Annotated in this window: 8 protein-coding genes, 1 tRNA gene and 1 pseudogene; 7 read left to right on the top strand and 3 right to left on the bottom strand. The window is 70.8% G+C overall.

Going from position 1 to position 14,011, the window contains the following annotated elements; translation table 11 throughout:
- From ACIRD7_RS31180 to ACIRD7_RS31195, 4 genes and pseudogenes are all read left to right on the top strand, one after another.
- A pseudogene (locus ACIRD7_RS31180) lies at positions 1 to 329 on the top strand (RNA helicase); the annotation flags it as partial.
- A 182-nt stretch (positions 330 to 511) separates the two neighbouring features.
- Positions 512 to 3,622: an FG-GAP-like repeat-containing protein gene (locus tag ACIRD7_RS31185; protein ID WP_403458815.1), complete on the top strand. Its 3,111-nt coding sequence runs from the start codon at positions 512 to 514 to the stop codon at positions 3,620 to 3,622.
- A gap of 48 nt (positions 3,623 to 3,670) precedes the next feature.
- Positions 3,671 to 5,221: an amino acid permease gene (locus ACIRD7_RS31190; RefSeq protein ID WP_403458817.1), complete on the top strand. Its 1,551-nt coding sequence runs from the start codon at positions 3,671 to 3,673 to the stop codon at positions 5,219 to 5,221.
- A 131-nt stretch (positions 5,222 to 5,352) separates the two neighbouring features.
- Positions 5,353 to 5,425, top strand: a tRNA-Lys gene (locus ACIRD7_RS31195).
- 546 nt (positions 5,426 to 5,971) lie between these two features.
- On the opposite strand, the gene ACIRD7_RS31200 is transcribed toward ACIRD7_RS31195, so the two are convergent.
- The gene (locus tag ACIRD7_RS31200) at positions 5,972 to 7,078 is read right to left on the bottom strand and encodes an endonuclease/exonuclease/phosphatase family protein (RefSeq protein WP_403458818.1); all 1,107 of its coding nucleotides are present in this window, start codon (positions 7,076 to 7,078) and stop codon (positions 5,972 to 5,974) included.
- Positions 7,079 to 7,224: 146 nt separating this feature from the next.
- Between ACIRD7_RS31200 and ACIRD7_RS31205 the strand changes: the two genes are divergently transcribed.
- The 3 genes from ACIRD7_RS31205 to ACIRD7_RS31215 all read left to right on the top strand — a co-directional run bounded on the left by ACIRD7_RS31205 (position 7,225) and on the right by ACIRD7_RS31215 (position 12,606).
- Positions 7,225 to 7,920: a response regulator transcription factor gene (locus tag ACIRD7_RS31205; protein WP_403458820.1), complete on the top strand. Its 696-nt coding sequence runs from the start codon at positions 7,225 to 7,227 to the stop codon at positions 7,918 to 7,920.
- A 75-nt stretch (positions 7,921 to 7,995) separates the two neighbouring features.
- On the top strand, positions 7,996 to 9,075 hold the full coding sequence (locus tag ACIRD7_RS31210; RefSeq protein WP_403458822.1) for a sensor histidine kinase: 1,080 nt from the start codon (positions 7,996 to 7,998) through the stop codon (positions 9,073 to 9,075).
- 234 nt (positions 9,076 to 9,309) lie between these two features.
- Positions 9,310 to 12,606: a S8 family serine peptidase gene (locus ACIRD7_RS31215; protein ID WP_403458824.1), complete on the top strand. Its 3,297-nt coding sequence runs from the start codon at positions 9,310 to 9,312 to the stop codon at positions 12,604 to 12,606.
- A 63-nt stretch (positions 12,607 to 12,669) separates the two neighbouring features.
- On the opposite strand, the gene ribA is transcribed toward ACIRD7_RS31215, so the two are convergent.
- Positions 12,670 to 13,314: a GTP cyclohydrolase II gene (gene ribA, locus ACIRD7_RS31220; protein ID WP_403458825.1), complete on the bottom strand. Its 645-nt coding sequence runs from the start codon at positions 13,312 to 13,314 to the stop codon at positions 12,670 to 12,672.
- 122 nt (positions 13,315 to 13,436) lie between these two features.
- Positions 13,437 to 13,952 carry a MarR family winged helix-turn-helix transcriptional regulator gene (locus ACIRD7_RS31225; RefSeq protein WP_403458827.1) on the bottom strand — a complete coding sequence of 172 codons (516 nt, stop codon included), beginning with the start codon at positions 13,950 to 13,952 and terminating at the stop codon, positions 13,437 to 13,439.
- Between the last annotated feature and the right edge of the window lie 59 nt (positions 13,953 to 14,011).

Raw genomic sequence — 14,011 nt, forward strand, 5'->3', positions numbered from 1 at the left:
GCGGCTTCCGCCGGGACGACCGTCGTGACGACCGCGGTGGCCGTTCCTTCGACCGTGACCGTGGCGGGCGTTCCTTCGAGCGTCGCGACGACCGCGGTGGTTTCCGCCGGGACGACCGTCCGGCCGGGCGTTCCTTCGAGCGGCGTGACGAGCGTGGCGGTCACCGTGGCAGCGACCGTCCCTTCAACCGCGACCGCCGCGACGACCGCCCCGGCTTCCGCTCGGGCGGCCACGAGCGGCCGTACGGCCGACGTGACGACCACCGTGGCACCGGCGGCGGCTCCTTCGGGCGTCGCGAGGACAAGCCGCGTTGGAAGCGCAACGGCTGACGCCGAGTGAGTGGCAAGCGCCGTGGTCCCTTCGGGCCACGGCGCTTTGCTGTGCCTGGAGTGTGAGAGCGCTGTAGGATCAGCCCACTTTTTTGGGGGGATGCGACGGCCGGGGCCGGGGGCATCTGAAGCAGCCCGATGCAGTGCACGCTGCCCCCTCGTGTTCCTGGGGAGGATCCGCCTTGGCTCGTCATGCCTTCGTACGTCTCACGCGCGCGAGACGCGCCGCCGTCGCCGTAGCCGCGTCCGCGGCGCTCGCGGCGGGGTTGAGCCCGCTGATGCCGACCGCGTCGGCGGTGGAGGTGCCGCAGGAGACGGTGGTACCGGCGGCGTTGCGAAGTACGTACACGTCGGCGACTCTGATCAGCCCGGACACCACCAGCGGCGGGGACGGAGCGGGCGCGCGGGGCGTGTTCCACCGGCTGGAGGGACACGGCAGGGTGTGGACGCGGTACGACGACGGCAGGTCCTTCGACGCGCCGGCTTTCAACAGCTCAGCGATCGCCGTGGGAACCGGCAGTGATGTCCTCGCGTACCGCTACGGCGGCACGGTCGACTTCTGGAACGCCGCCGACGGCACGACTGCCACCATCCGGGTGCCGGAGGGGCAGAGTACGTTCGGTGTCTTCGGCAGCAGCGTCGTCACGTTGGAGAACGTCACTGCCGAGGACGGCACCACCACGCGGGTCACCCATCTGCTGAGTCCTGGGCCCGACGGAAGCACGCGTGACGTGACCGTCGGAGGCGAGCCCGCGGGGATGAAGCTGGCGGGGCCTGTGCGGGGCGACGCAAGCGAACTGTTCTTCCGTGCCGTGCTGGACGGAAGCACCCGTATGGTTGCCGTCGACCCGCGGACCGGCCAGGTCAGGAGCTGGACCCCGCCGCTTTCCGCCGGGTACGCCAAGATCTCGCCGGAGTACCTGGCGGTGTACGCCGGTGCCGCCGGCTCGAAGGTGTACGTGTACTCGCGTTCCGACCTGTCGGCCGCTCCCACCGAGGTGACGCTGGACGGAGCCGACGGGACGACTCCGGCCGACGACCTCTCCGTGGTCGGCGACTGGCTCGTCCACCGCCCGGGCGGTAAGGCGCAGGTGACCGCCGTTCCGATCGCGGGCGGCGACCCGGTCACGGTGCTGCCCTCCTCCGGCTCCGGTATCTCCGCCGCCCCGGACGGCACCGCCGTCGTCATCGGCCGTTCGGGCGCGGATGATTGGGGAATCCAGCGCATCCACCCGGGTGCGGACGGCAAGCCCGTCGTGACCATGGTCAAGGCGCTGCCGAAACCTCCGCACAAGATCCAGGGCATTGCCCTGCAGCAGGGCCGGCTCCTGGTCGCGGACAAGAGCTGGGCCGGCTATCGCGACAGCTACGTGCGGACCGTCGCCGCGACCGGCACTCCCGCCTTCGGCGAGCGTTCCTCGTACGACGGGTCGGAGCTGTTGATGCACGACTGCCCGGCACAGGAGGGCGGCTGTGCCCTGCACAACACGGCCGACAACCGGGCCGTCTGGCTGATGAGGAACTCGGCGGGCTACGACAGCCTCCGGGTCAACGGGGCCGCCCCGTACACCTTCTGGCAGCGCGGTGTTCCGGCGGGCGGGCGGATCACCGATGTGTCCGGCCAGTACCTGATCCACACGACCGCCACCCAGCAGACGGTCATCAAGATCGGCAACGACGGTACGGCAGCGGTGACCCGGGCGCCCGGCGCCGCCGCCCTCTCCGGCGACACCCTCTGGACGGCGGGTAGCACCCCAGGCAGCGTCACCGCGTACGACCTGACCGCCAAGAAGACCACCGAGACCCTCACCACCGACGCCGGCTGCACCCCCACTGAACTCCAGGCGCTGGGCCGGTACTTGTACTGGACCTGCGCTGACGGCAAGGCCGGTGTCTACGACCGTACGGCGAAGGCGTCCGTGCCCGTGCCGGGCGGTGAGGCCGAGCTCGGTGACGGGTTCGTCGTCACGCACGACAAGCGGGCGGGCAAGCTGATCCTCACCACGGTCACCGACGGCACGGCCGTGAGCCGCGTCATCGGCGACCTGCCCGACACCGGCGTCTCGCAGCGGGGCGTGCGCTGGACGGTCGACGAGGCCGGCGCGAACGCGGCGTACGTCGATGACCAGGAGCGCGTGCACCTCGTACCGTCCGGGGTCGCGCAGCAGCCGCTGCGGCTGCTGGGGCCGGTGTGGAACGCGCCGTACGTCGAGGCCCGCGCTATCGACACGGCGCCCGACACCCTGACCACCGTGCTGCTGCCGAAGCCGTCTTCGGGGTGGGACCTGACCGTACGCAATCGCGCCACCGGCAAGGTCTACGGCGACGGCGTGGACGGCGATGCGGCGCGCGGTGAGCTGAGCGTCGGCTGGCACGGCGACGACCCGGCGGTTCAGGGGGACGTGTTCCTGCCGAACGGAACCTACGACTGGACGCTCACCGTCACACCGGCCGACGGGGTCGGCGCGCCCTTGGAAGTGCGCGGATCGGTGAAGCTGCTGCACGGCACACCCGAGCGTCACGACCACGTGGGCTCGGAAGGGCTGCCGGACAGCAACGCCGACCTGCTCACCCTCAACTCCTCCGGCACCCTCACCTTCCAGCAGGGCACGGGCAAGGGCACCTTCTCCGGGAAGGTGTCCGGGGGTGGCTGGTCGACGTCGGTGGTCGCGGTGCCCTTCGGGGACCTGAACGGCGACCGGTGCAATGACGTGCTGGTGCGGATGAGTGACGGCTCGCTGCGCGGCTACAAGGTCAAGTGCGGGCTGGCGCCGACACCTTCGATGGCGTATACGAAGCTCGGCACCGGCTGGAACGCCTACAACGTGCTCACCTCGCCCGGCGATCTGACCGGCGACAAGAGGGCCGATCTGCTGGCGCGGAAGGCGTCGACCGGCGACATCCACCTCTTCGCGGCGAAGAGCGACGGGACGCTGGCGGCGGGGAAGAAGATCCGTTCGGCGTGGACGGGCTACACGAAGATCGTGGGTGTCGGGGACGTGAATGGCGACGGTCACGGGGACGTCCTCGCCCGGGACAGGGCCGGGGTGCTGTGGCGCTACAACGGCCTGGGCAACGGGCTGTTGAAGGACCGGGTGAAGGTCTTCTCGGGCTGGGGCTCGGGTTACAACGTCATCGTCGGCGCCGGGGACATCACCGGGGACGGGAAGGCCGACCTTGTCTCGCGGGACGGCAGTGGCAACGTGTGGCGCAACAACGGTGACGGCAAGGGGTCGTTCGGGCCGCGGGTGAAGATCGCGAGCGGCTGGCAGGGCTACAAGGGCATTTTCTAGCCAAGATGTGACGTGTGTCATGCCCCCGGTGAGGGAATCGCTGGGGACATGACAGATGACGCCATAGCGAGTGGGCGGTCTTCCGGGGGGATCTCGGACGAAGAGCGGCTTGCCCAGCTCGGCTACACGCAGGTTCTCGCCCGCCGCATGTCGGCGTTCTCCAACTACGCGGTCTCCTTCACGATCATCTCGGTCCTGTCGGGCTGCCTGACGCTCTATCTGTTCGGCATGAACACGGGCGGCCCGGCGGTGATCGTCTGGGGCTGGGTCGCCGTAGGTCTGATGACCCTCTTCGTGGGTCTGTCCATGGCCGAGATCTGCTCGGCGTATCCGACGTCGGCCGGCCTGTACTTCTGGGCCCACCGGCTCGCGCCGCCGCGGTCCGCGGCCGCCTGGGCGTGGTTCACGGGCTGGTTCAACGTGCTGGGCCAGGTGGCGGTGACGGCCGGCATCGACTTCGGGGCGGCGTCGTTCCTCGGCGCCTACCTGAACCTCCAGTTCGGCTTCGAGGTGACGCCGGGCCGCACGATCCTGCTGTTCGCGGGGATCCTGGTGCTCCACGGCCTGCTGAACACCTTCGGGGTGCGGATCGTGGCCCTCCTCAACAGCGTCAGCGTGTGGTGGCACGTGGTGGGCGTCGCGGTGATCGTCGGCGCGCTGACCTTCGTACCGGACGAGCACCGCTCCGCGTCGTTCGTGTTCGGCGAGTTCGTGAACAACACGGGCTGGGGCAGCGGGGTCTACGTGGTCCTCCTGGGGCTGCTGATGGCCCAGTACACCTTCACCGGCTACGACGCCTCGGCCCACATGACGGAGGAGACGCACGACGCGTCGACGGCCGGCCCGAAGGGCATCGTGCGGTCCATCTGGACGTCGTGGATAGCCGGGTTCGTGCTCCTGCTGGGCTTCACCTTCGCGATCCAGTCGTACGAGGGCGCCCTCACCTCCCCGACGGGCGCGCCGCCCGCGCAGATCCTGCTGGACGCGCTGGGGGCGACGGCGGGCAAGCTGCTCCTGCTGGTCGTCATCGGGGCGCAGCTGTTCTGCGGGATGGCGTCGGTGACGGCCAACAGCCGCATGATCTACGCCTTCTCGCGCGACGGCGCACTGCCGTTCTCGCACCTCTGGCACACGGTCAGCCCGCGCACGAGGACGCCGGTGGCGGCGGTGTGGCTGGCGGCGGGCGGCGCGCTGCTCCTGGGTCTCCCCTATCTGATCAACGTGACGGCGTACGCGGCGGTGACGTCGATCGCGGTCATCGGCCTGTACATCGCGTACGTCATCCCGACGCTGCTGCGGGTGCGCAAGGGGGACGCGTTCGAGCGGGGGCCGTGGCATCTGGGCCGCTGGTCCGGGGTCGTGGGCGTGGTGGCGGTGGTGTGGGTCGGCGTGATCACGGTGCTGTTCATGCTGCCGCAGGTGTCCCCGGTCACCTGGGAGAGCTTCAACTACGCCCCCGTCGCCGTCCTGGCCGTCCTCGGCTTCGCGTCGGCCTGGTGGCTGGCCTCGGCCCGGCACTGGTTCCTCAACCCCGACCACGAGCGGACGATCGCCCGGGAGGCGGCTCGGGCGGGGGCGCCCGAACCGGTGGATCCGTAGCGGTTGGGCGCGCACCGGGTTCCGGAGCGCCTCGCTCCGCGGCCCTTCGCCACCGCTGACGTGGCCGTGTCTCCGATACCCGATCGGAGACACGGCCACGTCCGGCTATGCTCGGGGTGGCAACATCGCCTGGGCCCTTAGCTCAATTGGCAGAGCAGTGGACTTTTAATCCATTGGTTGTGGGTTCGAGTCCCACAGGGCCTACGGACGCGGGGGAGGGGAAACCTCTTCTGACCTGCGGTGCAGCGCTCGGACCGGCCTCAGTCGGCCCGGGCGCTGGCTCGTTTTCGGGCGCGTGCGTGAGCGATGCGGGAGCGATGCGTGAGCGGATGTGCCCGTGGCCTGTGGATCGGCTGCGGCGTCCGCGGATGGTTCGGCGGCTGCCTGACGCACCCCCGTGGGTCAACCTCGCCGCGCGCATGCGTGAGAGTTGCGGAGACATGGCGCAGATCCCGATCCGAGGAGCAGCGACCCGGTCCGGGGCCGGCGTTCAGATGCCACGTAGGGCCCGGACCGGCATCAGTCGGCCCGGGCGCTGTCCTGCTTGCCGTGGGTCGACCCGGGGTGGTGGCTGGTGGCGGCGACGACGGTCGTGAGGAAGGGCACTGCTCCCCGCTGCTGGTAGAAACGCATGGCACCGCCGTTGCCCGCCAGGACGGCGATCTGAACAGTCCTGGGGTCCTGTGCGTATTGAGCGGGGTGTGTGGTCTGCCGGCCCCAGGCTCGACCCCGTCCTCCGGGGCTCGGTGCTCACCAGCCGACCCGTGCCCCCACCGGCAAATGGTCGCTTCCCGTGGCCCCCAACACCCACGCGCTCATCGGCTCCACCCCCCGGACCAGGACCTGGTCGATCCGGGCCACCGGGAAGTTCGCCGGCCAGCTGAAGCCGAAGCCGGCGCCCGCCGCCGTCTGGGCTGAGGTCAGCTGTGTGGTGAGGGTAGTGAAGGCGCGGTCGTCCAGGGTGCCGTTCAGGTCGCCGAGCAGCAGGACCCGTTCGTTCCGGTCGGCGGCGACGGTCTTGGCGAGGGCCTCGGCGCCGCGGTCGCGCTGGTCCGTGACGAAGCCTCCTCTGGGGTTCACCCGGGCGGAACCCAGGTGGGCCACGTACACCGACAGCGGGCCCCGGGGCGTGGACACCGTCGCGTGCAGCCCGCGGTTGTCGGTCAGTTTGACGTCCGCCGGCTTGGTCTTCGCCAGGGGCCCGTAGTCCATCCCGGTGTCGACCGGCCGTGTGTCCGACAGCGGCAGCTTGCTCCACAGCCCGACCGTGCCCTGCACCGTGTGGTACCGGTACGCCTTCGCCAGTTCCCTCTCGTACCGCGGCTTCGCCTCGGCGGCGATCTCCTGAAGCGCCAGCACGTCCGCGCCGGAGGCGGCCAGGTCGCGGGCGGTGCCGACCGGGTCGGGGTTGTCGGCGCCGACGTTGTGGCTGACCACGGTCAGGTCGCCGCCCGGCCGGGACCTGTCGCCGAGCAGCCCGCCGAAGAGGTGCAGCCACACCACGGCAGGCAGCAGCAGCGCGGCCACCGCGGAGGCGGAGCGGCGCCACAGCGCCCCGGCCAGCAGCACGGGGAGGAAAAGGCCGAACCACGGCAGGAAGGTCTCCACCAGGCTGCCGAGGTTGCCGATCCGGTTGGGGATCCTCGCGTGCAGCAGCATGAGCAGGCCGAGCAGCAGCGCCTGCGCCACGAGCACCGGGCCGCGCTTCCAGGGTTCCGGCCGAAGGCCGCCGCGGATCGCCCGGCGGATGCGCGCGTGTCGGGGACGGGTGTCGCTGTCCGGGCGGCTGCCTCCGTGCGGGTCGGCCTGTGCCGTGGCAGCCCGCGGCATCGTCTGCGCCCGTTCTTCGCCGGTCATCGCCGCGTCCGGGCGTACGGGGCGGTCGTGGTCCGTGCCGATGGTCCGGTTCGAGTCATGCGGCCAGTCAAGGCAGCGCGGTGTTGCCGGCACGTATGCGGTTTTCGATACGCCGACGATATGTACCGACTCGTAGCCTTGAGGGCATGCGTGTGCTGGTCGTCGAGGACGAACCCTTTCTGGCGGAGGCCATCCGCGACGGTCTGCGGCTGGAGGCGATCGCGGCCGACATCGCCGGCGACGGCGACACCGCTCTGGAACTGCTGAGCGTCAACGCCTACGACATCGCCGTCCTCGACCGCGACATTCCCGGACCGTCCGGTGACGAGATCGCCGAACGCATCGTCGCCTCCGGCAGCGGCACGCCGATCCTCATGCTCACCGCGGCCGACCGCCTCGATGACAAGGCGTCCGGGTTCGAACTCGGCGCGGACGACTACCTCACGAAGCCCTTCGCACTCCAGGAACTCGCACTCCGGCTCAGGGCACTCGACCGCAGACGTGGCCACAGCCGGCCCCCGGTGCGGGAGATCGCGGGGCTGCGGGTGGACCCGTTCCGCCGGGAGGTCTACCGGGACGGCCGCTATGTCGCGCTGACCAGGAAGCAGTTCGCCGTGCTCGAGGTGCTCGTCGCCGCCGAAGGCGGGGTGATCAGCGCCGAGGAACTCCTGGAACGCGCCTGGGACGAGAACGCCGACCCGTTCACCAACGCCGTGCGCATCACCGTCTCGGCGCTGCGCAAGCGGCTGGGCGAGCCCTGGATCATCACCACCGTGCCGGGCGCCGGCTACCGCATCGACGTGCGGCGGGAGGCCGGCGACGAGCCGGGAGACCGTGGATGACGAGGAGGAGACCGTGGATGACCAGGCGGGAGACCGTGGATGACCAGGCCGGAGACCGTGGATAGGGCGCCCGGCTTGAGCGTTCGGCTCAAGCTCACCCTCAGCTACGCCGGGTTCCTCATGGTCGCCGGCGCCTTGCTGCTCACCGCGGTCTGGGTGTTCCTCCTGCGGTACGTCCCCGAACGCGCCACCCTCATCAACCCCGACGACGGTCCCGGCAACGGCGTGTTTCCCGTCCGGTCCTCCCTCCTCGACGTCTTCGCTCCGCGGGCGGCCGCGGTACTGGCGTTCCTGCTGGTGTTCGGCCTGGTGGGAGGGTGGATCCTCGCCGGCCGCATGCTCGCCCCGCTGACCCGCATCACGGACGCAACCCGCCTGGCCACGGGCGGATCGCTCTCCCACCGGATCCGGCTGCCCGGCCGCAAGGACGAGTTCCGCGAACTCGCCGACGCCTTCGACACGATGCTCGTACGGCTCGAGGCACACGTCGGCGAACAGCGGAGGTTCGCGGCCAACGCCTCCCACGAGCTGCGCACCCCGCTGGCGATCTCGAAGGCGCTTCTCGACGTGGCCCGCACCGATCCGAGCCGCGTCACCGGCGAACTCGTCGAGCGCCTCCACACCGTCAACACCCGAGCCATCGAGCTCACCGAGGCACTGCTCCTGCTCAGCCGCGCGGGCCAGCGGTCCTTCACCCATGAGCCCGTCGACCTGTCCCTCGTGGCGGAGGAAGCCACCGAGACACTCCTGCCCCTCGCGGAGAAGCACGGCGTCACCGTCGAGACCGGCGGCGACATCACCCCGACGACCGGATCACCGGCGCTGCTGCTGCAACTGACCATGAACCTCGTGCACAACGCGATCGTCCACAACCTGCCGGATGAGGGCACGGTGTGGGTCCACACCGGCGTCCGCGACCGGACGGTGGTGCTCACCGTCGAGAACACCGGCGAGAAGCTCACCCCGCAGCGCGTCTCGACCCTCACCGAACCCTTCCAGCGCGGCACCGAACGCATCCACACCGACCACGCGGGCGTCGGCCTGGGCCTGGCGATCGTCAAGACCATCACCCACGCACACGACGGCACCCTCACCCTCACCCCGCGCTCCGACGGCGGGATGCGCATCACGGTGGAACTGCCGCGCACTCAGTGAGCTCGGGCGCGCCCCCGGCCGCCGCACAGGAATGTCACGGACCACCCCGATAAGTCCCAGGTGGCACATGGCGAGTTTGCGTCAGTCCGTGATCTCCCCACCGTGAACTATCAACAGAAATCGGTCCCTTGAGGGAAGCTGGGCGATCATCCGGGATCACATTCCGGACCGCGGCGGTCGAAGGTGCTCGACCCGGCCGCCGACGCCTACGTTCCTCCGGCATCAGGGATCACCATGCCCCGCACCCCCCACCCTGCCGCGATACCGGGCGGGCGACGCGTCGCCCGTACCGCCGTGGCAGCGGGCCTCGTCGCCGCGCTCTGCGCGGCCGGCCCCCTTCCTCTCGCCCTCGCCGCGGACGGCGCCCCAGCCGCGGACGGCGCCCCCGCCGCCCCGGCCGACCCCGGCGTCAAGTCCGCCCACGACAAGCTCGGTTCGGACGACGCGGACCTCCTCGCCGAGGCCAAGGCGCAGCGCGCCAAGAACGTCACGATCATGATCGCCACGGCCCCGGGACAGACCGAGCAGGTCGCCCGGGAGCTGGACGCGGTCAAGGGCGCCTCCGTCGGCCGTACGTACGACAAGCTCGGCTATGTCCGGGCCACCGTGCCGACCGGCAGGGCGGACTCGGCCATCGCCGCCGCCACGCGGCTCGCCTCCGTGCAGGCCATCGACCTGCGCGAGGAGATACCCCTTGAGGAGCCGAGCCTCGACGCCGACGGCAAGTCCGGCGCCTCCGCCGCGACTTACCCCGGCCCGGGCCGGGGGACCCCGGCGAAGAACCCGTACAACCCGTCCTTCGAGACGGGCGCCGTCGACTTCGTGAAGAAGAACCCCGAGGCGGACGGGCGCGGAGTCACCATCGGCGTCCTCGACACCGGGGTCGACCTCGCGAGCCCCGCGCTGCGGAAGACCACGACCGGCGAGCGCAAGATCGCCGACTGGGTGACCGCGACCGACCCCCTGGTCGACGGCGACGGCACCTGGCGTGCGATGACCACCTCCGTCTCCGGGCCCTCCTTCACCTACGGCGGCAAGAGCTGGAAGGCACCGGAGGGCACCTACCGGATCAGCACCTTCCGCGAGGCCGTCACCGCTCAGGGCAAGGTCACGGAGGGCGACGCCGACGGTGACGTCAACCGTGACGGCGACACGACCGACGACTGGGGTGTCCTGTACGACCCGGCCGCCGGGACGGTCACCGTCGACGTCGACGACAACGGCGACTTCACCGACGACACCCCGATGAAGCCGTACAAGGACGGCCACCAGGTCGGCCACTTCGGCACCGACGACCCGGCCACGGACATCCCCGAGACCCAGGACTTCGTCGTGGAGGTCCGGAGGGACGTCCCGATGGACCCGCTGGGCGGGGACTGGGCCGGCAAGAAGGCCGACTTCGTCAACATCGGCCTCACCGCGGGCGCCCACGGCACCCACGTGGCCGGCATCACCGCCGCCAACGGCATGTTCGGCGGCGCGATGGACGGCGCCGCCCCCGGCGCGAAGATCGTCTCCTCGCGGGCCTGCGTCTTCGGCCCCGGATGCAGCAACGTCGCGCTCACCGAGGGCATGATCGACCTCGTCGTCAACCGCGGCGTCGACGTCGTCAACATGTCCATCGGCGGCCTGCCCCCGCTGAACGACGGCAACAACGCCCGCGCCGAGCTGTACACGCGCCTCATCGACACCTACGGCGTCCAGCTGGTCATCTCCGGCGGCAACTCCGGCCCCGGCGCCAACACCATCGGCGACCCCGGCCTCGCCGACAAGGTCATCTCGGTCGGCGCGGGCGTCTCCAAGGAGACCTTCGCCGCCAACTACGGCACCGGGGTGCGCAACAAGTACCAGCTGTTCAACTTCTCCTCGCGCGGCCCGCGTGAGGACGGCGGTTTCACCCCGACCGTCGTCGCCCCCGGCTCCGCGGTCAGCACGATCCCGGCCTGGATGCCCGGCGCGCCCATCGCCGAGGCGGGCTGGAAGCTGCCGGCCGGCTACGCCATGTACAACGGCACGTCGATGGCCTCCCCGCAGACGGCGGGCGCGTCCGCGCTGCTGCTGTCGGCCGCCAAGCGGAAGGGCATCGATCTGACGCCCGAGAAGCTGCGCACCGCGCTCACCTCGACCGCCCACCACATCGAGGGACTCCAGGCCTACGAGGAGGGCGCCGGCCGCATCGACGTCGTCGACGCCTGGAAGGCCGTGAAGGCGGGCGCCACCGCCCACGACTACGCGGTCAAGGCCCCGGTCGACACCGCGCTCGACCAGGCGCTGAAGACGCCGGGCTTCGGCACGGGTCTGTACGACCGCGAGGGCGGTCTGAAGGCGGGGCAGAAGAAGACGTACGACATCACCCTCACCCGTACGTCCGGCCCGGCCGGCTCGCTCCCGCACACCCTGCGCCTGGCGAACAACAAGGCCCGCACCTTCTCGATCGCCGGCCCGAAGGTGGTCAGCCTGCCGCTGAACAAGCCGGTGACGGTCAAGGTGCAGGCCGCGCCGAAGCACGCCGGCATCAAGAGCGCGATCCTCGAGGCCGACGACCCGCGGACGGTCGGCGTCGACGAGCAGATCCTCGCCACCGTGGTGGTCTCCACGCCGGTCCGGCACACCTTCACCGCCTCGGGTTCGGTGCAGCGCAACAACGTGAAGTCGTACTTCCTCACCGTCCCCGAGGGCGCCAAGTCGCTCCAGGTGACGCTCGGCGGACTGAAAGAGGGCAGCAGGACGCTGTTCAGCGCCATCAACCCGTACGGCGTCACGGCCGCCGACGACGACCCGGGCACGACGGACATCGCCGCCTACGAGGACCCGCAGCCCGGCGTCTGGGAGATCGAGGTCGACGCACGCCGTACGTCGGCGCTGCTCGACAACCCGTTCAAGCTGGCCGCCACCGTGTACGGCGCGTCCTTCGACCCGGCGACCGTGACCGTGCCGGAGGCCAAGGTCGGCACGCCGGTCGACGCGTCCTGGACGGTGACCAACAAGCTGGAGGCGGTCGAGGGCAGGCTCAAGGGCGGCGCGCTCGGCTCGTCGAAGACGGCGCGGCCGACCATCGCGGGCGGCCAGACGCACACCAGCACCATCGAGGTGCCCGAGGGCACGACCTCGCTGGACGTCTCCATCGGCAAGGTCTCCGACCTGGGCGCCGACCTGGACCTGTCGGTGTACGACGCGGCCGGCAAGCTCGTCGGCCAGTCCGCGGACGGCGACGCCGAGGAGTCCGTCTCCATCGCCGCCCCGGCGGCCGGCACCTACACCGTGGAGGTCGCCGGCTTCGAGGTGCCGTCCGGCTCGACCGCGTACGACTACCGGGACGCCTTCTTCTCCACCGCGCTCGGCTCGGTCGAGGTCGACGAGGCGACGCCGGTGAAGCTCGGCACGGGCGGGACGGCGAAGGCGGCGGCCGACGTCACCGTCGCGCGGGCGGTGCCCGAGGGCCGGCAGCTCTTCGGTGAGGTACGGCTGGTGAACACGCGCGGGACGACCGCGGGTGTGGGCGGGGTGACGATCGAGAAGGTCACGCCGTAGCCGTCGTACCCACGACCGAGGGGCGGGCGTCCGGTGCCGGGCGCCCGCCCCTTCGCGTTGCCGTCAGCCCGCGTTGAGCTCCGCGAGGTCGCCGAGCGGCAGCGTGTGCTGGGTCTGGAGGACCTTCGCGCGCAGGTAGCGGAGGTTGTCCGGGGTGGCGAAGACGCCGGTGGGGACGCGGTCCTTGACCTCGACGCCGAGGGCGCGCAGCTGGTCCGCCTTGTCGGGGTTGTTGGAGAGCAGGTCCAGATCGCCGATGCCGAGGGCGGTGAGCATCTGGGCGGCGGCCGTGTAGTCGCGGGCGTCCTCGGGCAGGCCCAGGGCGGCGTTCGCGGCGTACGTGTCGAGGCCCTGGTCCTGGAGGGCGTACGCGTCGAGCTTGTTGTAGAGGCCGATGCCGCGGCCCTCCTGGCGCAGGTACAGCAGGACGCCGCCGCGCTCGGCGATGCGCTCGACGGCCTCGCGCAGCTGGGGGCCGCAGTCGCAGCGGGCGGAGCCGAAGACGTCGCCGGTCAGGCACTCGGAGTGCAGCCGGACCAGCGGGGTGGTGCCGGGGGCCGGGTCGCCGAGGACGACGGCCACGTGCTCCAGGCCGTCGGCCAGGCCGTGGAAGGTGACCAGCTCGGCGTCGATGCGGTAGCCGTCCTGGAAGCGCAGCGGGACCCGGACGCGGGCGCGCTGGGTGGCGGCGGCGGTGAAGTCGGGCATGCGGGTTCTCCGGGTTCCGTACGTGCGGGCTGCTTCAGATTTGAATCAGCTGCTCGGTCAGGACCCTACCCCTGCTTTAAATTTGAATCAACAAATTTGAATCAACGGGACTGTCGCGCGGATCACGAACAGGACTTGCCGGAGCGCCGCCGCCAGGGCACGTCGTCCGGGGAGGCGTGCGCGCCCTCCCCCTGGAACCCCTCGCCGACCGCCGTGAAGATCTCCTCCAGCTGCCCGACCTGCTCGGGCGTCAGCCGGTCGAAGAGCAGCGATCGCACGGTCTCCACATGACCGGGCGCCGCGCGCTCCAGCACCCGCATGCCCTCGTCGGTGAGGGCCGCGATGCTGCCCCGCTTGTCCCAGCGGCAGTCCTCGCGCCGCACCAGGCCGTCCCGCTCCAGCCGGGTGACGGCGTACGTCAGCCGACTGCGGGTGATTTTCAGCCCTTCGGCGAGGTCGGTCATGCGCAGTCTGCGCTCCGGGGTTTCGGAGAGGGTGGCGAGGATGGAGTAATACAGATGGGGCATGCCGGCCTCCTGCTGGAGCTGCCGGTCCAGCGCGTCCTCCACGAGAGCGGCGGCCGCGACGTACGCGCGCCAGGCGCGCTGCTCCTTCGGGGTGAGCCAGCGAGTCGTCATGTGACCAGTGTAGGTTTGTTTCAAAGTTGAACCAAGATCAGATCGCCGAGCCGGAGAGC

It is taken from the genome of Streptomyces sp. NPDC093568 (genome assembly GCF_044764945.1).
In the GTDB taxonomy this organism is placed as follows: domain Bacteria; phylum Actinomycetota; class Actinomycetes; order Streptomycetales; family Streptomycetaceae; genus Streptomyces.

What these genes read in the sequence shown, in the direction of transcription:
- ACIRD7_RS31190 (WP_403458817.1), top strand. Translation starts at nt 3,671, where the DNA reads ATGACAGATGACGCCATAGCGAGTGGGCGGTCTTCCGGGGGGATCTCG.
- ACIRD7_RS31200 (WP_403458818.1), bottom strand. Translation starts at nt 7,078, where the DNA reads ATGACCGGCGAAGAACGGGCGCAGACGATGCCGCGGGCTGCCACGGCA.
- ACIRD7_RS31205 (WP_403458820.1), top strand. Translation starts at nt 7,225, where the DNA reads ATGCGTGTGCTGGTCGTCGAGGACGAACCCTTTCTGGCGGAGGCCATC.
- ACIRD7_RS31215 (WP_403458824.1), top strand. Translation starts at nt 9,310, where the DNA reads ATGCCCCGCACCCCCCACCCTGCCGCGATACCGGGCGGGCGACGCGTC.
- ribA (WP_403458825.1), bottom strand. Translation starts at nt 13,314, where the DNA reads ATGCCCGACTTCACCGCCGCCGCCACCCAGCGCGCCCGCGTCCGGGTC.
- ACIRD7_RS31225 (WP_403458827.1), bottom strand. Translation starts at nt 13,952, where the DNA reads ATGACGACTCGCTGGCTCACCCCGAAGGAGCAGCGCGCCTGGCGCGCG.